Raw genomic sequence first — 23664 nt, 5'->3', positions numbered from 1 at the left:
TTTTATAATATATGCCATAATCCCTAATTATTCACTCACAAAATCCCAAAATGATTTAACTGCACTTGGATTTTTTGGCTTTCTTCCTTTCACAAGATATAAATATCGAGTTAAATCTAAATCTTCGATTGGAATAATTTTCACATGCCCTCCTTCTTCGGCATTTTTTGCAGGTATTTCTGAAATTACTCCTACGCCATATCCTTCTGAAACAGCAGTTATAATTGAAGAGTTGCTTCCCAATGACATTATAATATCTAAATCCATTGTAGAATATCCTTTATTATTTAATGCTAATTTAAAGGCCTCCCTAGTTCCAGAGCCTTCCTCTCTATCAATGTATTCTTCTTTTAATAAGTCCGATAATTTAGCAACTCCTTTTTTTACCAGTCGATGGTTTGGTGGCACTATTAATACCAATCTATCTTTACCAATAATAACACTTTCATAACTTTTATCATATAAATTTCCAACAGCAATAATATCTACCTGCCCAGATTCAAGTAATTTAAAACATTTTTCTGAATCAGTTATTTGAACATCAAAATCTACATCTTTATGTTCTGCCCTGTATGATTGAATAATATTTGGTATTAAATTTTCCCCTGGGGTTGTACTTGCAGCTATTCTTACAGTACCTTCTGGGTGTTCGTGAAGTATTCTCATATACTGTCTTGCATCATTAATATTATTTAGTATTTTTTCTGCCTTTTCATATAGTATTTCGCCTTCTGGTGTTAAATCTACACCTTCGGGAGTTCTTAAAAATAATTGAGCATCAAAATATTTTTCAAGGGCGGATATATGATTACTAACCGTTCCTTGCGTTACGCTTAATTTTTTAGAGGCTCTTGAAAAACTTTTTGTTTTTGCAGCCGATATGAAAGTCTTAAAATAGCTTACTTTTGGGTCCATTTTATCACCATTTAAAAATATAATAGGTATTATTAAAAAAACTAATATATATAGTTATTGACTATATTATAAACAGCTTATTTAATATGTTGTTAATATGAAAAATTTCGGAGCTCCCTGCGAAATATACAATATTTTTATGGTATGTCTAAGAACTTTTTATATTATGGTCAATCTTCGAACTGTTTCACTCTATAATTATGTAAATAAGACCATATTCTATTAATATATCCTATCCAAAATTATTTGAGACAGTAAAGGGACAGTTTTTGAACTTACTATATTCTACCTCGTGTAGGATACATATATAGGACGATATTTGTATTATCTGTTAAGGGGATATCATGGAACATAAAAGAACAAATTATAGTTTAGTAAATCTCTGATTTACTTAATCTTTTGTTTGGAATTTGACTTTTCGAACACACAATAAATATAAAAAATATACAATGACATATATTAATAATTTTATTATTTTCTAATTCTAATTTTATTATTTAATTTATTTAATTATTATTTATAATTAATTTTAAAAAAAGGTGAGCTTATGATAATTCCACATAGAAAACCATGCATAGAATCACAATTAAATAAAGAAGGAAATATAAATGAATTAAATAATGTTTTAAATGATTTATTACAATATGATAAAGAATTACATATATTGCCATCTGGAAATGCTTCAATATTCATTGCATCAAAAATAATTTATGATTTAAACAATTGTTGCAATATATTGGTTCCAGATATGGGGGGCTGGAAAGGATTTATCAATTATCCAAAATCGTTTAACCATAATGTATTAAAATTAACTACGAATGATGGAATTGTCGATATTAATGTTTTGGACGAAACAATAAAGAAAAATAATATAAAAGCACTATTTTTAACATCATTGGCAGGTTATCTTGCAGTTCAGCCACTTAAAGAAATAAAAAAAATATGTTCGGAAAATAATGTTATTTTTGTAGAGGATATTTCTGGCGGAGTGGGTGGTAATTGTGGATATGGTGATATTATAGTATGTTCAACCGGAGCTCCCAAAATAATAAATTGTGAATATGGCGGATTTATGGGAATTAGTGGAGATATAAAACAGCAATTAAAAGAAAATAATAAATTGGAGAATTTAAAACATCTATTAAAAACATATAAGGTCCCAAATATACATGGTTCTATTAAAGAAGAAGCACTTAGGGCCAGAGAAACATACAAAAAATGTGTGGTTTTTTCAAATATTATAAAAGAAGAGTTTGAAAATTCATATTATAAAGATAATGAAGGGGTAGGCGTATTTATAGAACATAATAATCCAAATGAAATTGTTAAAAAGATAAATAATATAATAAAATTAGATGATGGAAAATCAATATTGACAAAATGCCCCTTATATGAGAGAATTTTAAAAAAAGGTTTTGTGTTGGAGTTAAAAAAGATTGACATAAGATATATTACTAAAAATAATATTGATGAAATAATGTATATAATTAAAACTTCATTAGGCACTGTAAATTAACGCCCAATATTAGAAAGAACCCCTTCTTTTCTAAGTAATTTTTAATGTGCCCAGGTATTTTGCAGTAATCCTTCATGAACAAAATTGAACACATTATATATTGTATTATTTATGGAAAATATTTTAATATTATGTTATTCAATGATAATGAGAAAACCAACGGAAATATGGCATTCTACATCAAATTTAGCCCAAATACCCTAATGATATATTATATATTTATAATATATATAGTTTTCGATTTTTTTTATTTTGAAAATACTGTAAGATATAAAAAAAATACATGTATAAATATTACCTTAAAATTATTAACTAATAAATATGTTAGAATTTAGATAATAATTTATTTCTTTTTTCTTTTTTATATTGGTACTGACAATCCAATCTATCGGAAACATCTTTTAATACCTTTAATATATTTTCAATATAATATTTCTTTGGATTTTTACCTTGCGATTTTATAATATTCCTATCTTCTAAGTCATTTAATGTAGCGTAAAGTTTAGTCTGGGACAGGTCCAATCTTTTCAACAAGTCTTTTGCACTTAATCTTGAATCTATTAATTCCAGTATTATTTTTAATTCTTCTTCGCTGAATTCAAAATATTTTAAACTAGATTTCCAGTTAATTTTAGATGTGCTCTCTAAATCAAAAGATACGCCTGTAAAAGTGAGGGCATTGTGGAATCTCATAACCCCATTTACAATACTTTCTCCATAGCTGTTGAATCCTATGCAGGTTTTAAATACTTCTTTTTCATTTAATATATTTTCATTCGGACTAATCCATTTTTCAAAATCCTCTGAAACGAAGGGGTGTTCAAATGCTTTTGGATTTTTTATAATTTTACGGGCCACACATTCTATAATAAATGTAAATGGTAGTTTAAATCCTCTGGTTTTTTTCTGGATTTCATGAATTAATGATTCTTTGGTTTTTTGTACTGATGTTTTCATTAATGTGAGAAATGTCCCTTCTTTAATCCTCTGGCTAACTATTATATTATTATTCTCTATCTTTTTTATAAATAATAATTTATGATGTCCATAAATATCTTGAATTCCTGGAGGATATAATATCGTAAAATCCAGATTGCTGTTTTCATTTGGTATATATTTATTAATGGTTTCTAATGGTACATTTAATATATTGCTAACCATTTTAGAATATACTTCATAAGCTGGTTTTCCATCGAGTTCCTCTATGATATATCCATCAGTTTTAGTAACTCTAGCATAATATTCGGTCGGTTCATATCCATGACCATATAATATGTTAAATTTCTTTTTCGGAGATACTGCCCCAAATACAGTATGGTTCGATAATACTTTATCTTGATATATTTGATACATGTTTTTGAATTCCATACTGTCCGCAGCTGTTCCGCCGATTATTGGAAAGGACAGTTTGCTGGATAATCCTTCTATTACCTCATTTTCATCGTCATCATTCCAATCGTGAAATACAAATCCTAAAAATTTTTCATGCATGTCAATTTTAGGATATTTTTCTGTTAATTTCTGATTTATATCTTCTGCCAATAAACTACCATTTTCTCGGGCAGGTGTCCCCTGTGGCATACGACCCACTGCCACCTTACATGATTTATTAAATGCTAACAAAAGAGCTCCCTGTTTTGTTTCATAGTTCTCTGAAAATTCACCTGCGGTGGTGCAACCTATTAAATTATCTAAACGAAGGTTTTGTTTTAATCCCGTTAGGAGCTCCTCAATTTTTTCTTTTTTGGTTATCGAAGTTACTAAAATCATCAAAGATGGGTCTTCAATATTATTTTGCAATTCTTCTGCTAATTCAATTCCATCTTTTAATGGGTTTTTTATTTCTTTATGGATATAATACATAATATTCCTCTCTTTAAATCTGTGTATGTATTTTAATAATCCCATATAACACAACTTCGGAAGTTAGCCCATTAAAAATCCTTCTTCCTGACTTGATAAACCATCTGGAATTACTATATTTATGAACGGTTTTATTTTTATTATCTATGAGTTATGTTTTTTCATAAATGCTACGGACATCAATGCCGAAACTGTGGGTTTTCTTTTAATGGGGAAAATATACCATTAACCGCACACATTTTTTCCATATATAAATAGCGATTCAGGATAATTTTGACCTGCTCCTACTTTTAATATCTTTATCATATTTTCACTTTGGTTTTGTTATACTTATTCAAAAGTTTGTTTACAATGCCATAAAAATAATGATTACAACCATCAAACATAATATATTAATATATTGATTTGGAGGTATATTGATTTAAGGAGCTCCTGAATACATTGGGAGTATAAAATTATAGAATATATAAAATTATTTTAAAAAACAAATTATTTCATAAGATATATTGATATATATCTTATAATGCACTTTTAACTTTTTCAGTGCTTCTTTTAATGTTTATTCTAATTAATCCTAAATTAACTTTCGAATCGGTTAATACTACTAAAATTCCTTCCCCTGCATCAGTCATTAGCGTTTTACCGTGTTCCCCCTCAATCATCATTTGTTCCAATGTCCCTTGGTTTATCTCTGACGCCGTTCTTTCAGCAGAACCATATGCCGCAGAAGACATTGCTCCAATTAATTCTGTATCTATTCCGCTCGGCATCTGGGATGCTATTACTAAACCATCTTTACCCACTACCATTGAACCCTTTATTCCTTCTGTTTTATTTAAATCTGAAAGTATTCTATCTATCATAATTTCACCATTACATGATATTCGATATATAGTTTTATATTTATTATATATTATATAGTTTATGTTTTTAGTATTTTATTTTAAATATTCTCTAAAATTAATTTAAGTTTTGAAATTCCTTTATCGTTTAATGCAGAACCTTTCATAATATGTTCGCAGTTAGGGCATAATTCATTTATTTCCTTTTTTAAATTATTTAATATTTCATCATTACAAGAATCAATTTTATTGATAAATACAGCATAGGGAATATTTCTTAAATGTATTGTGTTTATTATTTTTTTGTCGATGTCTTTTAAACCCGTTGTAGCATCGACTATAAGCAATACAAAATAAGCCCCATTTAAAGTAAGTTCCCTCATGAACTCAAATCGTGGCTGCCCAGGAGTCCCAAATAAATGTATTTTCCTATTATTTAATATAATATTTCCATAATCTATTCCACAGTAGTTCCATTGTATTCAACCTTTCCAATATTTCCTATTAATTTTTCCATAATTGTAGTTTTACCCACATTTTCGGAACCCATAACAACGATTTTTGGCTCTTTTGACATGATACGATAGCCCCAATTACTTATTTTATTATTTATCAGTGAATAGTTTTCGCATGCTTCTTTTAATAGCACCATTTGCCGCAGCCCCTCCTATAAGTGTCTCTATTTCTTTTACGAGTGCCTGAGATGCAACAAGAGTGGTTGGATTTATGGTGGCATTTTGGGATTCTTTTGACAAGTTTTCATCTAAATTTTTTAATACTTCCAATGATTCACTCAATTCTTTTTGCTGTTCTATTATGTGCATTGACGAAGAACTTCTAACTAATAGTTCTGGGTTAATAGCTTTCAATAACCCCCTAACGCCAGAGGTCTCTACAAGTGAAGCCATGGTTTGCAATGTCATGATAATTTGCTGCTCAATCATTTTTTCAGGTGCTTTTATTATTTTTTTACCTATACTGTAATAGTCTAAAATCCCTGCAAGAGTAACCGCAGTTACAAGGGAACCCATATCAGCAACAGTTGAAGAAACATCGGCTGGAACAATATATACTTTTTTACCTACACTTTCCACCAATTGAACACATTTATTTATTTGTTCTTCTGATGCATAAGCTGTCCCGTTTGTTGATATTCCACTTATCACATAATGCTCATGCTGTGGGGTTCCGGGAACTGCTGCAGGATGCATAGATGAGATACCTATATCTTTTCTTTTAGTTCGGAGCTCCACCTCCAATGCAGCATATAATATGGGGGGCGATACTGTACAAGTATTTGCGATTACTGCATTTTGTGGTAAATGAGGCATTATATTTTTTGCTATTTCTATTGTCCTTTTCCCAAATGGTGTGAAAAACACTGCTATTTCAGCATGTTTTGCAGCTTCTATGTCGTCGGATATAACTTTAACACCCGCATCCTCTACAATTTTCCACTGTTCTTCTGTTAACATATTTTTATTCGGCTCTGCAAGAATTACATCATGCCCTGCTTTGGCAAATTCTATTGCCATCCTACTTCCCCCATAGGGGGCTTCCCCACCATAGTTTTCTGGCAAATTTAGCTTATTTATATATAAATCCTGATTACCTGCACCATATACGGATATTTTCATAATATCACCAAAATATTGAATTTAATGAAATAATGTTTATTTTATATATTGTTATATAGGTTATTTAGTTTATATATTATTTACTATTTGATTTTTAATAATGAAAAAATAAATATGTATCAGAAACATATGCTGTACTAATATATCTATATTATATGCATTGTGTTTTTCTTATGTCCTTTTCTATTTTTTCCATTTCTTCTCCATATTTTATGGCTATTTTTTCCATTATATTATTGATATTTGCATCATCCATTATGTTAATCCCTAAATCGTCCAATGAAGATGTATTTATGTAGTTGGGAGTATCTTCATTGGCTATATTTATGCCCAAATGTATTTTTGATGAGGATATTCCCCGACATGCTATTGATACAGATAATTTTCCATTATTATAATATAAGTCGTCTCCTTTTCGTATTATTTTTTTTGTATTATTGGTTATTTCCTCAATTACCTCTTTTGTATTTGCTATTAAGATTCTCTGTCTTAAATATGCCATTTTTAAGTCAGGATTATCAAAATGTTCCACTATAAAATTAATGGCTCTTGATGATTTTATTAATATGTCGCCATGTTTAGCTTCTTCTTTAATGTCTTTCAGGTCTTTCATATTGTCTATGCTAACACATAGCCCCCCCTGAAATGCTACTATACTATCTTTTTGAATATCGAAATTTTTATATGCCCATAATGGTTCAATTTCTATTCCCGTATAATCAATTTTTTCATTTGTTATTATTAATGAGGTAATATTATCAAATTCTATCTTTTTCATTATTCCACCATGGCAAATTTTTATATATCTAATAATCTTATTTGTTATATTATATCCATATTCGTTGAAACTTTTTATATATTAAAATATTATGATTTTGGATATTTTGTCCATTGTTAGTTATGGTATGTTAAGTAATTTTTACGCCCCATCTTATTATTTTATTATATTCTTGGCATTTTATGTGGTATTATGTTAAATACAGTAAGACACAAGGGATAATAGAAACATACTATAATACAGGTATATGGATTATATTATATATGGTGATAATTATGTGGGAAAATGCACCCTCTCATGTGTGTAGAGGCGGAGATTTAAGGGGACTGGCATTTTGCTGTCCTCCTGTAAAAGGCTGTCCAATTTATAATTCATTAAATATATTAAAAATGACTCCTGATGAGTTTGTAAAAATAAAGGAAAATTTTGGAAAAAAAACACGATTAGGCAAAGGTAAAAACACATGTTTTGGTAGTTTGGTTTGGTGTTGTAAAATATCAAAACCTTGTCCATATAGGGATAGCGAAATGTTAAAAATAAACATGGGTGAAGACGAATATATGGAATTAAAAAAGGAGCTCTCCAAAGAAATTATAAAAAATTCCAAATTTTTTGAAGAAGCAATTAAATTTTTTGAAGAAAAAGGTATGCCTGTTGAGATTATTGAAGATGCCCTTTTAGAATCTGGAGATTTAAAAGAAGCCTACGAAATTATAAAAAAACAAATATATAATGGCGAAAATAAAGAATAAAGAAACTTGAATGTCAAAAAATCTTTGATAATAATAATTTTTAGGCTAACCTATAAATTATCGATAACTTAAAAAAATAAAAATAAAACGAAAAAGAAGAATATAATTTATTATAATTTATATTTCAATTTTTACTATTTTTTATTTATTATATATTTCCCATGCTTCCTCTACTGTTTTTCCTTCCACTGTAATTGCATATATTGCATTACATAAATTCACAGCTTCTTTTAATGTTTTTTGGTGTATATTTCTTCCTGTGGCATTTCCACCTGCACCACTTATATGTATTTGGTCATAAAGCATCTGTAAAAATGCCTTGGGGTCAATGGAGCTCCCTCCCGCACATATAACTTTTGTTTCCCCTGCTGCCAATATTGCCTCTTTAAATACCTCGGCTGGGTTTTCACATTTTGGATAATTTACTTTTACAAAGTCAGCTCCCAAACATGCACCAACTCCTGTTGCACCAGCTATTAAATGTGGGTCTCCCTCATCTTTAACAGCTTTACCTCTTGGGTATATCCATAATACTACAACTAATCCATTTTTATGGGCTTCATATATAATTTTTGAAGCTTCAACCAACATTTCACTTTCAAATTCACTACCAATATATATTGTATATCCTACACCAGCTATATTTAATCCCGAATTCTTTTTAAATTCTACAATGTCCTCAATAGATACCAAAGCTTTACTAATTGGGTCTCTTTGGTTCGTTTTTACAAGATGGGTTTTTGAGTTCATTTTTACTAAATAATTTATGTCGCTATATTTTTTACCATATCTTGCAATTAATCCTAATTGGGTTGCAAATGTTCCTATTTTTGCTTTTGATGCAATTTTAAATAAATGTTCTGGTGTTGCATCATCTAATGGTATTCCTTCTCCATAGAAGTCATCATTTAAATGTTCAATCTTTTGGTCTCCTGCAAAAAGCATTAATTTTCCTGTGTTTTTTGTCATGTTAAGATAATTTGATATATATTCTTCTTTCATATTTTCAGGGACTCCTGCTGGAACTAAAACATCTTCTCTTGTGATGGTTTTCATGATTTTACCTCGTTTTCTTTTTTTGGTTTATATGGTTGTAAAAAATAAATATATAAAATTAAAATTATCAGAATAAAATATAAAAATATAAATAATTAATTATTAATATTATATCCCGTTTCTAATATTTATAATTTACAGGGGTGAATAAATCCACCTCTAATCATTAAATCACTTAACGCAATTGCCACCATTGATTCCAAAACAGGTATTACTCTGGGAACAATTATTGGGTCATGTCGTCCCCCTATTTCAAGATTTTCTGTTGTTTTATTTTCTATATTTATGGTGCTTTGGACTGCGGATATTGATGGCGTTGGTTTAACTGCCACCCTGATTACTAAGGGAGCTCCGCAACTTATGCCGCCCAACACACCACCACAATTATTTGTTTTTAATTTTATATTATTGTTTTCATCATAATAATATTCATCATTCATTTCACTTCCAAGGAGCTCCGCACTTTCAAATCCCCTACCTATCTCCACACCTTTAACGGCATTAATATTCATTATTGCATTTGAGAGCTCCCCATTTAATTTACCAAATATTGGGTTTCCAACTCCAACTGGAACATTTAGGGCAATTAATTCAATTACTCCTCCGACACTGTTTTTATTTTCCATTGCATTTAATACAAAATCTTTCATTTCATCGGCATTTGAGGAAGGGCATCTTAATGGATTATTTTCTATTTTATTTATTAATTCCTCATTTATCATTTTTTCATTATTTTCAATACTATTATAATAATTAAAATCTCCTTCGATATTCCCTATTTTTGTGGTATATCCTATTATTTTTATATTGTGAGTATAATCCAATAGTTTTTTTGCTATTGCTCCCCCTATTGTGTGCCCTATTGTTGTTCTTCCACTACTTCTACCCCCTCCCCTATAATCATAATTTCCATATTTTAATTTATACGATAAATCAGCATGTCCCGGTCTTGGTGTATTTTTCAAATGACTGTAATCTTTTGATTTTTGATTTGTATTATATACTATTGCAGATATGGGAGTTCCAGTAGTTTTTCCCTCAAAAATTCCAGACAATATTTCTACCTTGTCCCCCTCCTTTCTTGGTGTGGAAAATAAGCTATATCCTGGCCTTCTTCTGTTTAACTCCTTTTGAATGTCCTCCCCTGTTAGTGGTAAATTTGAAGGACATCCGTCTACGACAGCACCTAATGCCTTTCCATGACTTTCCCCCCATGCCGTAATTCTAAAAGATTTGCCTATTGTGTTAATAATTTCACCTTTTTTTCTTTTTTCTTTTTATTATGGTGTGTTTGAAAAGTGTATGTTCTCTATGTGTCCTATCGTATCTTGCTGTATTTGCTGTAATGCTATAAAATATTAAGAACATAATATTTAGTGTAAAAATTCCTGAACATACTATAAATTATTTTTTATTTTTTCTTTGAGTTTTTATATATTGTAATATCTCTTTTAATTTATTATATGCGGTTTCGATATCCTCGTTATCCACATAAACCTTTAATTCCATAAATTGAGTTTCGATATATGGGTTATATAAATCATTTTTAATAAGATATTCTTTATATTGATAGGTTATCGTTTGGAGCTCCTCTTTTTTACTGTTGGTTTTTATTTCGTTAATCTCCTGTTTAACATTTGTAAATAATGTGGATTTTGGGAGCTTCATTATTTCAGCAATTTGATTTATTGTATATCCTTCTTTATATAGTTCCAATATTTTTTCCTTTAATTCATTGTTTATTTTTTTATTTCTTCCTCTTTTTTCATTATCTATTTCAACAATAATATGATTTTGTTTCATAAAATTTATTTTATATTCCATTTTAGGACTATTGAATATACTGTTTGGCAGTTTTACGACAACCATTGTATTTTTTGCCTTTTCAACTAGTTCGTTTATTTCGTCCCATTTTAAAAAGCGGTGGAATTTTAATTCTATCATTAAATTACCTTTTTTTATATTTTTTATATATTTATTTTATTATTTATGTTTTATTTTATAAATATTGTATTCCATATATTCTATATATTCTATATATTCTATATATTAATATAAATATTAATATTTATTTTAATATGTTTTTATAATTATATAGTTATATAATTATATGTAATTTTATTATAATTTACTTTCTAAAAAATAGGTGTTTGGTTCAGAAATTTTTTACCAACTATTGCCTTATGGTTCATAAGGCAACATTTTTATATATTATCAAATAATAATATAAAATAACAATAAATATTGGTGATAATATGGACAATAAAAAAAAGAAAGGAACATGGGATAGAGGGTTGGATTTTGATAAAACATACAATTTATTTGTTGAAGAAATTGAAAGAATCAAGGAAACAGGGTTAAAATATAAAAAAGATATAAAAAGCATAGCTTATTTAATAATTGCCCTATTTCAGTTAAGAAATGGTTGTAGGATAGGAGAGGCAATTGAGGGTATATTGTGGATATGTAAAAATAAAGATAAAATAAACTGGAATAAACCAATTGAAGTTTCGGTAAAAGTGGAAAAAACAAAAAAGAGCATAGCATATAGGGATATGTATTTTCCGTCAATGGTTAAAAAAGAAGATATTGAATTGATAAGGGGTGTAATATTAGATTTAGAAAATGCAAAAAAACCAAGAATGAGGATTTATCAATGGTTAAGAAATCATTATGGAATCAACACTCACTCATTACGATATGCATTTATAACAAAATTTGCTGAAATGAATACCTCGCCACAACTAATCGCAAAAATGACAGGACATGTTAATTTAAATCATCTTATTACTTATACGCAAGAAAAAACTGCCAATAGGATGTTGCGAGATTTAGAAATACATATAACACGATAAATAAAAAAGAAATAAATATATAACTATATATTATAGTGATAGGAGCTCCCAAAACACACATGCCTATGTCATATTATTGTATATTTTGCACATCTCTTTGATAACTCCACGAACCACTAACAAGCCCTTTTTGTGATAATTGCCCTAATGTTTTTAATGTTTTTTTATCAAGTGGTGTCGGGGAGCTCCCCTCAAAATTCGTTCCGACCAAAGGCATAAAATAATGTGCATGAACTTTTCCGCCTTTTTTTATTATATAATTTAGGAGCTCCATGCTTTCCTTTCTATGAAATTCATTTTCATTGGGAAATCCAAATATAAAATCCACCTTTGGAATTAAATTATAATCCTTGCATAAATCAACCCCATTTAAAACATCATTTACAGTATGCCCCCTCCTTATTAATTTTAACATTTCATCGCTACCGCTTTGAGCTCCAAAATGTAAATATTTGTTATGGCAATATTTGGCAACTAACTCAATGGTATCTTTTTGAATAAATTCGGGCCTAACTTCTGATGGAAATGTTCCAAAAAATAGTTTTCCTTTTCCTTCCCTTAATTTTTTTAATAACAATTCTAATTTTTCAATATTTGGTTTTGTTCCAGTTTCTGAGCCATAGCAAAAGGCATTGGGGGTGATTAGTCTAACATCACTATTTGGATTAATTGATTTTAAAATATTATCAATACTTCTATGCCTTACTTTATTGCCGAATATTTGAGGAGTTTGACAGAAACCGCATTTATGGGGGCAACCTCTTGTTATTTCTACTGGTGTCATTGGATTTATTTTATCAAATTCGTCTAAATCATTAATTGGCTCTCCCATGATTATTTTATTGTTTAGCTCTTTATTTTGGTTTAATTTGCTTATTATCTTTGGTAGTGTTATTTCCCCCTCTCCAACAATTACATAATCAAATCCTATTTTTAATGTGTCGTTGGGAGCTCCCGAAGGATGCGGACCACCTGCAATTAAAATTGGATGCGTTGATTTTTTTTCTTTTTTAATTTTATTAATAATTTCAATTTCTTTTGCTATTTTATCTCTTTGTAATGAAGTAAATGAATAAATTAAAATATTTAATTTACCATTTTTTATATGCTCCATTATTTCATTGAAATTTTTAAATAATTTTCCGCCAATTATGGGATATAATTTTGATACACTATACCTATTTTTTGGAGTTAATTTAAATCCAATCATAAAAACACCAAATTATTTTTATATATTAATATTAAAAATATGCATATTATAGAATAGCCAAAAACAGTTTATTTTTCGTTTCTCAAAGCAAATATTGATATAAAAAATATGCAGATAAAAAAGATAAAATAATATAAAAAAAATTATTTAATATTTACTGTTGTCAATAATACTAAAATAATTTAAACAACATATTCAATATCTCTATTTTTATATAATTAAATATTCCTACTCCTTCTAATTTAATATTCTCATTTTTAATTGAAGATAATAATTCTTCAACAGGAGCATCCGAATTTAATATATTATTAATAGTTTGTTCAGTAGTATATATATTCAATGTATTATTTTCAAGTTCGCCTTTATCAAATGCTGTTAATTTTCCATTTTCTACAATTACATAAACTTTTAGAGTTTCACCAGAATTCATAGTTATATACATATTTATTCTTTCACTTGATGCAATTGGCAAAGAAATTTCATTTAATAAACCCCCATATTTATCAGCCAAATGTCCCATATTATTAAATAATTCATCAGGATTATTGTTTTGAATCTCCTGTGCCGAGATTTGCCCCACAGTTAAAAACAATAACGCAGTGGTAATTATTAAAAAATTTTTCATAATATCACCTTTAAGTAGTATGTGGTGTATGTATGCCAGTCATATAAATATCGGGTTTAATTGTATTTATTCTTTATGTATTGGGGCATTTAACATACTCGGGGTATTGGGTCACCAACAGGAGTATCTATAATTCTTTTACCGACAATGGTTTTCATAACTACTTTTTTATGTTCTGATACAACTTCCCCTATTATTTTTGCATTTTTTCCCAAGGGGTGCTTTTTTAATATTTCTAAGCATTTTTCAGCATCGTCTTTATGGACTGCCATCACAACTTTTCCCTCGTTGGCTACTGTGAGGGGGTCAATACCAAGGGCATCAGATAGAGCTACGATTTCATCACTAATTGGCAAATCTTCTTCATTAATATATATGCCTAATCCACTTTTTTCAACCATTTCATTTAATGAATCAGCCAATCCTCCTCTTGTAGGGTCTTTCATTGCATTAACTCTAATATTTTCATTTAATACCGAAGCTATAATATCGTTAAGTGGTGCAACATCTGATTTTAATTCTGTATCAAACTCAAAACCCTCCCTAGATAATAATACTGCCATGCCATGCTCTCCGATATTTCCTGAAACTATGATTTTATCCCCTTCTTTCATTCCGCAATCCCTAATTGCTTTTCCTTTATCCACAATTCCTATTCCCGCGGAGGAAATTATAATATCCTCTACCATTGATACCTTTGTATCTCCGGTAATTATGGCAACCCCTGCTTCATTACAGCTTTTATTTATTGATTTCATGATTTTATCTAGTTTTTCTATTTCAAAACCTTCGGGGAGAATTATTGATAAAGATAAAGCCAATGGTTTAGCCCCCATAACAGATAAATCGTTAATTGTTCCGCAAGTTGCAAGGGTTCCAATATTCCCTCCTGGGAAAAATATTGGGCTAACTGTATGCCCATCAACTGTAAAAACAATTTCTTTGTCACCTAATGGGATGGTAGCACCATCGTCTAAATCATTTAATCCTATTCCTCCATTTACAGAAGTATTGTCTAAATTTCCCAAAATTGTTTCTTTAATTAAATTTTGCATGACCTGTCCGCCTGCACCATGCATTCTATTTATATTCATAAAATCGCCTCCAATGATAAATTGTAAGAGTATAATAACAGATAATTAAAAAATAGTGAAAGAAAAATAAATATTTAATATTTATGCTTTATTGGACTTTAATATTTTCGGACCTCTCATAAGTGCAGTTAAACCAGTTCGGGATATTTCTTTTATCCCCATGGGTTTAACCAACTTAATAAATGCACTTATTTTAGTTTTATCTCCTGTTATTTGCACAGTTAGGGATTCTTGACTTAAATCTACAATATTGCCCCTAAATATATTGGCATATTGAATTACTTGGGACTTACTACTTTCTGTTGGTGCATATATTTTTATGAGGCAGAGCTCCCTTTCAACACATTCTTCTTCATCTAAATCTATAACTTTTATTACTTCAATAAGTTTATTCAACTGTTTTACGACTTGTTCTACGACTTTGTCGTCTCCTTTTACTACAATAGTCATTCGGGATATGTCGGTGGAATCTGTGCTTCCAACCGTGATGCTTGATATATTATACCATCGTCTTGTGAATAGTCCTGAAATCCTTTGAAGAACTCCCGGTTTATTTAATACTAAAACCGAAATAATATGAGTATTTTTCATAAAATCACCGTACGGGTTATCATATAATATATAACCATAGGAAAAACCATATAGAAAAAATAAAATATATTATTCTATTGGCCCATTTCTATTTAATTTATTAAATTATTTTATTTATCGTCTTTGTTTTGCCATTTCCATTAATCCATTAAATTTTAGATTATATTTTTTATTTTATTTCCTATTTCTTTTATTTTCCATATATCTTCTCTTTATTTCATCGAAACATACGATTTTTTCATTTGGATGCTCTTGAACTGCATCAATTATATTAGTTAATTTTGCTCCTGGTGGCACCATTGAAAGAGCTGATGAGGGGTCAATTGCGAAATCTAATAAATAAGGTTCATCACAATTTATGGCTTCTTTAAGTGCTTCATTTATTTCATTAGGTGATTCAATTCTTCTAGCTTTTATACCGTAGCTTTCTGCAAGTTTTATAAAATCAGGAGCTCCCCCGAAATTAACACTACATTGTCTTTTTCCATAGAATAAATTTTGCCATTGATAAACCATTCCAAGGGTTCTATTGTCAAATATACAAATTACAACAGGGATATTGTATTCGGCTATTGTGCCGAGCTCTTGACAGTTCATCATAAATCCGCCATCACCAGTTATACAAATTACTTTGCTATCTGGTTTTGCAACCTTTGCCCCAATTGCAGAGGGGAATCCGAATCCCATAGTTCCTAATCCTCCCGAGGATAAGAATGACCGTGGAGTTTGGGTTTTAAAGTAGTGGGCCATCCACATTTGATTTTGTCCAACATCGGTTGTAATTATGGTATTTTTATTAATATTTAAATCGTCAATAACGGCCATAAGTTCTTTTACTATTTTTTGTGGTTTTATTGGAATATCATCATAATCCATTACAGGAATTGAGGATTTTTTCAATGAATTAACATTTTCTATCCATTGTGATATATTTTCTTTATCGTTATTTTCCTTACTATCTTTATTGATGATATAATCCAGCTGTTTTATTAATTCTTTTAATATTAATTTAGCATCTCCCACAATTGGCACATCTACGGCTACATTTTTGCCAATTTCGGCGGGGTCTATATCAATATGGATAATTTTTGCATTTGTAGCAAAACTTTTTATATCTCCTGTAATTCTATCGGAGAACCTACAACCAATGGATATTAAAACATCACTTTCAGATAGACAATAATTAGCTGGTTTTGTCCCATGCATACCAACCATACCAAGGGCAAGGGGATGATTTTCAGATATACAACCTTTACCCATTAAAGTTGTACATACAGGTATGTTTAATAATTCCACTAATTTTAATAATTCTTCATTAGCTCCACTTAATAGTACTCCACCACCTGCTAAAATTATCGGTCTTTTAGCAGAAGCGATTAATTTAATTGCTTTTTTTATTTGTCGCGGATGTCCAATGGTGGTTGGATTATATCCTATTAATTTTACTTTTGACGGTATTGGGTGTTTATCAATATCTAATTCTAATTCTTGAACATCTTTTGGTAAATCGATATGCACGGGTCCAGGTCTTCCAGTCTGGGCTATTTCAAAAGCACTTCTGAAAATCTCTGGTATTTGACAAGTTTTTTGAATTTGAAAGTTATGCTTCACAATGGGCATAAATAATCCAAGGGCATCTATTTCCTGAAATGCATCATTTCCTATTAATTTTGTTGGAACTTGCCCTGTCAATGCCACCATTGGAGAGGAATCAGAATGTGCTGTAGCCACTCCTGTAACAAGATTAGTTGCACCTGGTCCAGATGTTCCTATACATACTCCAACTTTGCCACTTGCTCTGGCATATCCGTCTGCGGCATGGGCGGCGGCTTGTTCATGTCGTGTTAAAAGATGTATTAAATCACTATGATGTAGTGCATCGTAAAATGGTAGTAGAGCTCCCCCGGGATAACCAAATAATATTTCGACTTTTTCAGCTTCAAGTGCTTTTATCATAGCCTCTGCTCCGTTCATAAAATCACCAAATAAATTAAATAATAAATTAAATAATAATTAATAATGGTTAAATAATAATAATAATAATTATAAGTAAATATATTAAATTATAATATAATATTGCAAATAAAAAGACAATATAAATATATTAATAAATATTAATAACATGTACAATTTTTAGTAATATACTACTTAAATTAATATTATATATATATTTTGCAAATTATAGTTAATCTTCAAAAACTGCCCCTTAATTGTTCCAAATAATTAGTGCAATAAGGCGTATTAATAGAATATAGTCTTATTTGCATAAACAGGGTGAAACAGTTCGAAGATTGACTATATATATTTTATATGACAACTTAAATATTGGTGCTAATATGGACGAATTAAATATAAATTTTGACAAATATAAAAATATTAGGCGAACGATGGGACGAGAATTAATAGATTTAAATCCAATACAAAGAGGAGGGGAGCTCCCAGTAGAATCAAAAAAAGCAATATATGAATATTGGGATGGATACAGTGTATGTGATTACTGTGGTGGAAGGTTGGATAAAGTAGAAACACCTCCAATTTGCGAATATTTGCATGATGTATCCAAATTTTTAGGAATGGATTTTACTCGTCCGACGCATGGAGCAAGGGAAAGTAAATTTATAGTTATGCACTCTGTATGTAATGAAGGAGATTTCGTAGTTCTTGATGGAAATGCACATTATACTTCTTTTGTAGCATTGGAAAGGGCAAAATTAAATAGTGAAATAGTTGAGCATGATGGTTATCCTACATTTAGAGTTAATCCCGAGAAATATGCGGAAGTTATTGATAATTTGGAGGATAAAAATAAACCAATAGGATTAATATTATTAACTCATGTAGATGGAAATTATGGAAATCTTGCAGATGCTGAAAAAGTTGGAAAAATAGCAAAACAAAAAGGATACCCATTTTTATTAAATTGTGCCTATTCTGTGGGAAGATTGCCAGTAAATGGAAAAAAACTAAATGCAGACTTTTTGGCAATATCTGGACATAAAAGCATGGCTTCAGCCAGTCCTTGCGGTTTGGTATCTATAAAGGGAGAATATGCTGATAAAGTATTTAGAACATCAAAAACCCATCCAGTAAAAGAAATTGAAATGTTAGGTTGCACCAGTAGGGGAGCTCCACTTATTTCACTTATGGCAAGTTTCTCACATGTTGCCGAGAGAGTTAAAAACTGGGATAATGAAGTTAAAAAAACACGGTTTGTAGTTGATGAATTAGAAAAAATAGGATTTAATCAACTGGGCATAAAACCAAAACAACATGATTTAATTAAATTTGAAACTCCAATATTGGACGAAATAGCACAGAAGGATAAAAGAAGAGGTTATTTCTTTTACGAGGAATTGAAAAAGAGGGGAATTGGAGGCATAAAAAGAGGAACTACAAAAGAAATAAAAATGAGTGTTTATGGTTTATCGTGGGAACAAGTGCGTTATGTTGTAGATAACATTAAAGAAATTGTTGAACAGGGAAATAATATTTAAAAAATATATTAAAACGATAATCTTGATTATCGTATTTTTTTTATTTTGGGGACATCGTTAAATATTTAATAAATGTTGAATTACACGGAGCTCCCAAACCAAAGAATTTTATAAAAATATTTTAATATTATTAATTAGCTTTTATATAGTATATACATTTTTAATTTTTTATATTTCATTTTTTTTATATGGTGATAATATGATAAGTGATAACTTAAAGAAGGGAGTTTCCAGAGCTCCAAACAGAAGTTTATTAAAGGCATGCGGATATACGGACGAAGAAATAGAAAAACCATTCATAGGTATAGTAAATAGCTTTACAGAAGTAGTTCCCGGGCATATTCATTTAAATACATTGGCAGAAGCTGCAAAAAAGGGAGTTTATGCAAACGGCGGAACACCTTTTGAATTTAACACTATGGCCGTATGTGATGGTATAGCTATGGGACATGAGGGAATGAGATATTCATTACCATCAAGAGAGATAATAGCTGATACAGTAGAAAGTATGGCGAAAGCTCATGGATTTGATGGATTGGTGCTTATTCCGTCCTGTGATAAAATTGTTCCTGGTATGATTATGGGGGCTCTAAGATTAAATATTCCATTCATAGTAATAACTGGCGGACCTATGCAACCTGGGGAGCTCCACGGTAAAAAGTATGACCTTATAAGTGTGTTTGAAGGAGTTGGAGAATATAATGTTGGAAAAATTACAAAAGAGGAATTAATGGAAATTGAAACCTGTGCCTGTCCGGGAGCTGGTAGCTGTGCTGGATTATTTACGGCAAATAGTATGGCCTGTTTAACCGAAACACTTGGTTTATCCCTTCCTATGTGTGCTACTACACATGCAACAGATGCCGAAAAGGTGAGAATTGCAAAAAGAAGCGGTATGAAAATAGTTGATTTGGTAAAAGAAGATATAAAACCAACAGATTTATTAACAAAGGAATCATTTGAAAATGCAATATTGGTTGATTTGGCTTTGGGAGGTTCTTCAAATACAACACTTCATATTCCAGCTTTGGCTTATGAAATAGCACCAGAGTTTATAACTCTTGACGATTTTGATAGGTTATGCGACGAGGTGCCACATATTGCTTCATTAAGGCCGGGGGGAGACCACTTTATAAGCGATTTGCATAGGGCAGGAGGTATTCCAGCTGTTTTAAAAATATTGGAGCAAAAAATAAGGGATGCTAACACTGTAAGCGGTAAATCTATTAAAGAGATAATAAATGAGGTAAAATACATTGATTATAATATAATTAGACCAGTGGATAAACCAGTGCATGAGACCGCAGGATTAAGGATATTAAAAGGAAATATAGCACCTGATGGCTGTGTTGTAAAAATTAGTGCTGTAAATCCAAAGATGTATAAACACGAGGGGCCTGCACGGGTATTTAATTCAGAGGAGGAAACCATTGACGCAATACTTGGGGGGGACATTAAAGAAGGAGATGTTGTTGTAATAAGATATGAAGGTCCAGCAGGAGGTCCGGGAATGAGAGAAATGTTGTCTCCAACTTCTGCTATTTGTGGTATGGGATTAGATGACTCTGTTGCACTTATTACAGATGGTAGATTTAGTGGGGGAAGTAGAGGTCCATGTATTGGACATATCTCACCAGAGGCAATGGCAGGAGGTCCAATAGCCATAATTGAAGAAGGAGATATAATTGCTATTGATATGATGGCAAAAGAAATAAACTTAAAAATAAGCGAAGAAGAGATAAAAGAAAGATTAGCTAATTGGAAAAAACCAGAAATAAAAGTTAAAAAAGGATATATATCAAGATATGCTAAATTAGTATCTTCGGCAAATGAAGGGGCAGTATTGAAATAACAAATGACTATCATATTTTTTATTTTTATATAATATTTCTATTTTTTTATTTTTTATTTTTTATTTTTGCTATTTTATTATAAAATCGTTGAAAACTCCAGCTAATACAATAAAGTATATATAAATTGCAATACATATGATATAGTATTATTAATACATAACGAGAGGCCATAACATGATACCCAAAGGAACAGTTAAAAGAATAATGAAACAAAATACAGATATGAATGTTTCAGCTGAATCAGTTGTAAAAATTGTAGAAATATTACAAGAATACATAGTCACAACTACAAGACTTGCAGAAGAAAATGCTGCAAAAGATAAAAGAAAAACCATAAAAGCGAGAGATGTTGAAAATTGCGACGGAGAGAGAGTAAGACAGAAAATATTAGAAGTTGCAGATAGAACTGAAAAAGTTCAAATATTAACAAAAGAATTTTTAAAAGTGCTTTCTTCTGAATTAACAAGGGAAGAATAATAAATATTATTAAAAAAATAAAATCAAATCAATATACAAATGTGATAATATGGACATTGCAGTTGCAAAATTTTTAGGAACAAATTGTGATAATGATGTATGTCATGCTATAAAATTAGCAGGGGGAGCTCCCCATTTAATATGGTTTTCCGAAAAAAATATAGATAATTATGCCGGTGCAGTTATTCCCGGAGGATTTTCCTACGGCGATTATTTAAGAGCTGGAGCAATAAGCTCAAAAACTCCTATTGTGGGAGCTCTGAAAAAAATGGTAGATGACGGAAAACCAGTATTGGGTATTTGCAATGGAGCTCAAATAGGTTTAGAAGCTGGATTTTCCTACGGAACTCTTACAAATAATGAAAGTGCAAGATTTATTTGTAAATGGGTATATATCAGAGTTGAAAATAACAACACACCATTCACAAAATACTACAATGTTGGAGATGTTTTAAAAATACCTGTGGCACATGCAGAAGGTAGATTTTATGCAGATGAAGAAACCCTTCAAAAAATGTATGAAAAAAACATGATTGTATTTAAATACTGTGATGAACATGGAAATATCACAGAGGAGGCCAATCCAAATGGTTCTGTTGATAATATTGCAGGAGTATGCAACGAAAAAGGAAATTGTGTTTTATTAATGCCTCATCCTGAGAGGGCAAGTGAGGAGCTCCTTGGTTCAGATGATGGATTAAATATGTTTAAATCAATGATAAATAAATAGAAATAAATAGTAATTATTATATAATATTATAATAATATCATTATCTGTTAATAATATCATAAACAAGAGCATAGGGTTTAATAGTTTTAATTATCGAGGTGAGGGATATGCTAAATGAACCAGTAATAGAAGTAGCTACAAAAGATGTACACACAATAACACCAGAAACCCCAATATCAAAAGCAATAGGGATAATGGATAAAAATAATTTTCACAATTTAATTGTCCTAGATGATGAAAATAATATAAATATGGTTATAATGCATGATTTACTTCTTGCCACATCATTAGATGAAAAAATAAGTAGTTTAATGTTTAAACCACATTGCATAAACCAAAATACTCCTTTTATGGATGCTGTTTGTGAGGTATTGTCCAGCGGACAAAGAGCTGCCCCTCTTGTAGATGATGAAGGAAAATTAGTGGGAATTATTACGGACCACGACATAATGAAAAGAGTTGCAACTTCTGAATTGTTGGAAGATGTTAAAGTAAATAAATTAATGTCAAAAAGTCCTATAACAATTGATTACAATGAGAGCATAGGAAAGGCAAGAAGCCTAATGAGGAAATATGATATAAGTAGGCTTGTAATTCTTGATAAAGATGCAGAACCAACAGGAATGATTACAGAAGAAGATATACTTTATAAAATATATAAACCAAAGAAAAAAATGACTGTTGGAGATATGGCAGGAGATAAAGTTCCAAGAATGGCCCAACCTGTGTCAATAATTATGAATTCTCCTTTAATATCCTGTAATGTAGATGATTCTGTGACTGATGCGGCAAAATTAATGGAACATCACGATATAAGAGGAATTCCAGTTCTTAAAAATGGAACATTAAGGGGAATGATTACAAGATTGGACATAATGAAATATCTCCAAAGCCTAAGAAAAGAATCAGTTGTAGAGGTGGAGCTCCACGGTGATTTTGATGAGTATATGAAAGAACTTACAGAAAGAATGTTGGTGACAGAAGTTCAAAAAATTGCAAAATACTCCAAACATCTCCACTGGATAAAAGTTGTAGTTAAAAAAGAACATGACAAAGGAGGAGTTCCAAACTATACAGTTAAGGCCTATGTAAAAACTCCTAAAAAATTATATTTTGCAAAAGGAAAACAGGCAACATTAAAAAGAATAGGGGTGGAGGGAGAAGATATTCAACTTATATCTGAAAAACAAAGATGGGATTTCATTGAAGTATTAAAAGATGCTTTGGAATCAGTTAAAAAACAGATTGAATCAGATAAGGAAAAAACCAATCCAAAACATAAAGAAAAGGTTATATTGGAAGAATAATTTAATTAATATTTTTTTAACTATTTTTATATTTAATATTTTAAAAAAGAATTAAAAATAAAATTTTTA

The 23664-nt window shown here is 30.1% G+C and carries 23 protein-coding genes; 8 read left to right on the top strand and 15 right to left on the bottom strand.

The genetic code is table 11. The features are described from left to right. Nucleotides 1-27: 27 nt before the first annotated feature. The gene (locus tag MAEO_RS03480) at nt 28-915 is read right to left on the bottom strand and encodes a selenium metabolism-associated LysR family transcriptional regulator (protein ID WP_011973413.1); all 888 of its coding nucleotides are present in this window, start codon (nt 913-915) and stop codon (nt 28-30) included. Nucleotides 916-1462: 547 nt separating this feature from the next. On the opposite strand from MAEO_RS03480, the gene MAEO_RS03475 reads away from it, so the two are divergent. After that, entirely contained in the window at nt 1463-2431 is a 969-nt protein-coding gene (locus tag MAEO_RS03475) for a PLP-dependent aminotransferase family protein (RefSeq protein ID WP_011973412.1), read from the top strand. A gap of 324 nt (nt 2432-2755) precedes the next feature. On the opposite strand, the gene MAEO_RS03465 is transcribed toward MAEO_RS03475, so the two are convergent. The 6 genes from MAEO_RS03465 to MAEO_RS03445 form a co-directional block, all read right to left on the bottom strand. Next, complete coding sequence (locus tag MAEO_RS03465) at nt 2756-4294, bottom strand: FIST N-terminal domain-containing protein (RefSeq protein WP_011973411.1); 1539 nt, start codon at nt 4292-4294, stop codon at nt 2756-2758. 518 nt (nt 4295-4812) lie between these two features. Next, nucleotides 4813-5157 (bottom strand): roadblock/LC7 domain-containing protein, encoded by a 345-nt coding sequence (locus MAEO_RS03460; protein ID WP_011973410.1) that lies wholly within the window; start codon nt 5155-5157, stop codon nt 4813-4815. A gap of 80 nt (nt 5158-5237) precedes the next feature. Beyond that, nucleotides 5238-5519: a GTP-binding protein gene (locus MAEO_RS08120; RefSeq protein WP_332244311.1), complete on the bottom strand. Its 282-nt coding sequence runs from the start codon at nt 5517-5519 to the stop codon at nt 5238-5240. A 74-nt stretch (nt 5520-5593) separates the two neighbouring features. Next, nucleotides 5594-5713: a GTPase gene (locus MAEO_RS08115; RefSeq protein ID WP_332244310.1), complete on the bottom strand. Its 120-nt coding sequence runs from the start codon at nt 5711-5713 to the stop codon at nt 5594-5596. Between the two features lie 28 nt (nt 5714-5741). Beyond that, nucleotides 5742-6773 (bottom strand): H(2)-dependent methylenetetrahydromethanopterin dehydrogenase-related protein, encoded by a 1032-nt coding sequence (locus MAEO_RS03450; RefSeq protein ID WP_011973409.1) that lies wholly within the window; start codon nt 6771-6773, stop codon nt 5742-5744. A 151-nt stretch (nt 6774-6924) separates the two neighbouring features. Beyond that, complete coding sequence (locus MAEO_RS03445) at nt 6925-7551, bottom strand: DUF366 family protein (protein WP_011973408.1); 627 nt, start codon at nt 7549-7551, stop codon at nt 6925-6927. A 275-nt stretch (nt 7552-7826) separates the two neighbouring features. Between MAEO_RS03445 and MAEO_RS03440 the strand changes: the two genes are divergently transcribed. Then, complete coding sequence (locus MAEO_RS03440) at nt 7827-8303, top strand: methanogenesis marker 9 domain-containing protein (RefSeq protein ID WP_011973407.1); 477 nt, start codon at nt 7827-7829, stop codon at nt 8301-8303. A 141-nt stretch (nt 8304-8444) separates the two neighbouring features. Here MAEO_RS03440 and MAEO_RS03435 read toward each other — a convergent pair whose 3' ends face one another. The 3 genes from MAEO_RS03435 to MAEO_RS03425 all read right to left on the bottom strand — a co-directional run bounded on the left by MAEO_RS03435 (nt 8445) and on the right by MAEO_RS03425 (nt 11303). Then, on the bottom strand, nt 8445-9359 hold the full coding sequence (locus MAEO_RS03435; RefSeq protein WP_011973406.1) for a beta/alpha barrel domain-containing protein: 915 nt from the start codon (nt 9357-9359) through the stop codon (nt 8445-8447). Between the two features lie 128 nt (nt 9360-9487). Further along, on the bottom strand, nt 9488-10609 hold the full coding sequence (gene aroC, locus MAEO_RS03430) for a chorismate synthase (RefSeq protein WP_011973405.1): 1122 nt from the start codon (nt 10607-10609) through the stop codon (nt 9488-9490). Between the two features lie 154 nt (nt 10610-10763). Then, on the bottom strand, nt 10764-11303 hold the full coding sequence (locus tag MAEO_RS03425; RefSeq protein ID WP_011973404.1) for a helix-turn-helix domain-containing protein: 540 nt from the start codon (nt 11301-11303) through the stop codon (nt 10764-10766). 311 nt (nt 11304-11614) lie between these two features. On the opposite strand from MAEO_RS03425, the gene MAEO_RS03420 reads away from it, so the two are divergent. Then, the gene (locus tag MAEO_RS03420) at nt 11615-12214 is read left to right on the top strand and encodes a site-specific integrase (RefSeq protein WP_011973403.1); all 600 of its coding nucleotides are present in this window, start codon (nt 11615-11617) and stop codon (nt 12212-12214) included. A 73-nt stretch (nt 12215-12287) separates the two neighbouring features. Here the strand turns inward: MAEO_RS03420 and MAEO_RS03415 are convergent, their stop codons facing one another. The 5 genes from MAEO_RS03415 to MAEO_RS03395 form a co-directional block, all read right to left on the bottom strand. Continuing rightward, nucleotides 12288-13424, bottom strand: coding sequence for a TIGR04013 family B12-binding domain/radical SAM domain-containing protein (locus MAEO_RS03415; RefSeq protein WP_011973402.1), 1137 nt, complete (start codon nt 13422-13424; stop codon nt 12288-12290). Between the two features lie 172 nt (nt 13425-13596). Then, nucleotides 13597-14049, bottom strand: coding sequence for a hypothetical protein (locus MAEO_RS03410; protein ID WP_011973401.1), 453 nt, complete (start codon nt 14047-14049; stop codon nt 13597-13599). 89 nt (nt 14050-14138) lie between these two features. Then, nucleotides 14139-15143: a hydrogenase expression/formation protein HypE gene (hypE, locus tag MAEO_RS03405; protein ID WP_011973400.1), complete on the bottom strand. Its 1005-nt coding sequence runs from the start codon at nt 15141-15143 to the stop codon at nt 14139-14141. 81 nt (nt 15144-15224) lie between these two features. Then, nucleotides 15225-15734, bottom strand: a complete 510-nt coding sequence (gene ilvN / locus MAEO_RS03400; RefSeq protein WP_011973399.1) for an acetolactate synthase small subunit — start codon at nt 15732-15734, stop codon at nt 15225-15227. A 174-nt stretch (nt 15735-15908) separates the two neighbouring features. After that, complete coding sequence (locus tag MAEO_RS03395; RefSeq protein ID WP_011973398.1) at nt 15909-17708, bottom strand: acetolactate synthase large subunit; 1800 nt, start codon at nt 17706-17708, stop codon at nt 15909-15911. A 362-nt stretch (nt 17709-18070) separates the two neighbouring features. Between MAEO_RS03395 and pscS the strand changes: the two genes are divergently transcribed. The 5 genes from pscS to MAEO_RS03370 all read left to right on the top strand — a co-directional run bounded on the left by pscS (nt 18071) and on the right by MAEO_RS03370 (nt 23595). Then, nucleotides 18071-19228, top strand: a complete 1158-nt coding sequence (gene pscS / locus MAEO_RS03390; RefSeq protein WP_011973397.1) for an O-phospho-L-seryl-tRNA:Cys-tRNA synthase — start codon at nt 18071-18073, stop codon at nt 19226-19228. Nucleotides 19229-19427: 199 nt separating this feature from the next. Next, nucleotides 19428-21080 (top strand): dihydroxy-acid dehydratase, encoded by a 1653-nt coding sequence (gene ilvD / locus MAEO_RS03385; protein WP_011973396.1) that lies wholly within the window; start codon nt 19428-19430, stop codon nt 21078-21080. Nucleotides 21081-21255: 175 nt separating this feature from the next. Beyond that, entirely contained in the window at nt 21256-21558 is a 303-nt protein-coding gene (locus MAEO_RS03380; RefSeq protein WP_011973395.1) for a histone family protein, read from the top strand. A 49-nt stretch (nt 21559-21607) separates the two neighbouring features. Then, entirely contained in the window at nt 21608-22288 is a 681-nt protein-coding gene (gene purQ, locus MAEO_RS03375; RefSeq protein WP_011973394.1) for a phosphoribosylformylglycinamidine synthase I, read from the top strand. Between the two features lie 107 nt (nt 22289-22395). Continuing rightward, entirely contained in the window at nt 22396-23595 is a 1200-nt protein-coding gene (locus MAEO_RS03370) for a CBS domain-containing protein (protein ID WP_011973393.1), read from the top strand. Nucleotides 23596-23664 lie beyond the last annotated feature (69 nt).

It is taken from the genome of Methanococcus aeolicus Nankai-3 (assembly GCF_000017185.1).
GTDB classification, from domain to species: Archaea; AGJL01; Methanococci; order Methanococcales; family Methanococcaceae; genus Methanofervidicoccus; species Methanofervidicoccus aeolicus.
The sequence above is the reverse complement of the archived record's forward strand: the minus strand, read 5'-3'. Positions and strand labels throughout refer to the sequence as shown.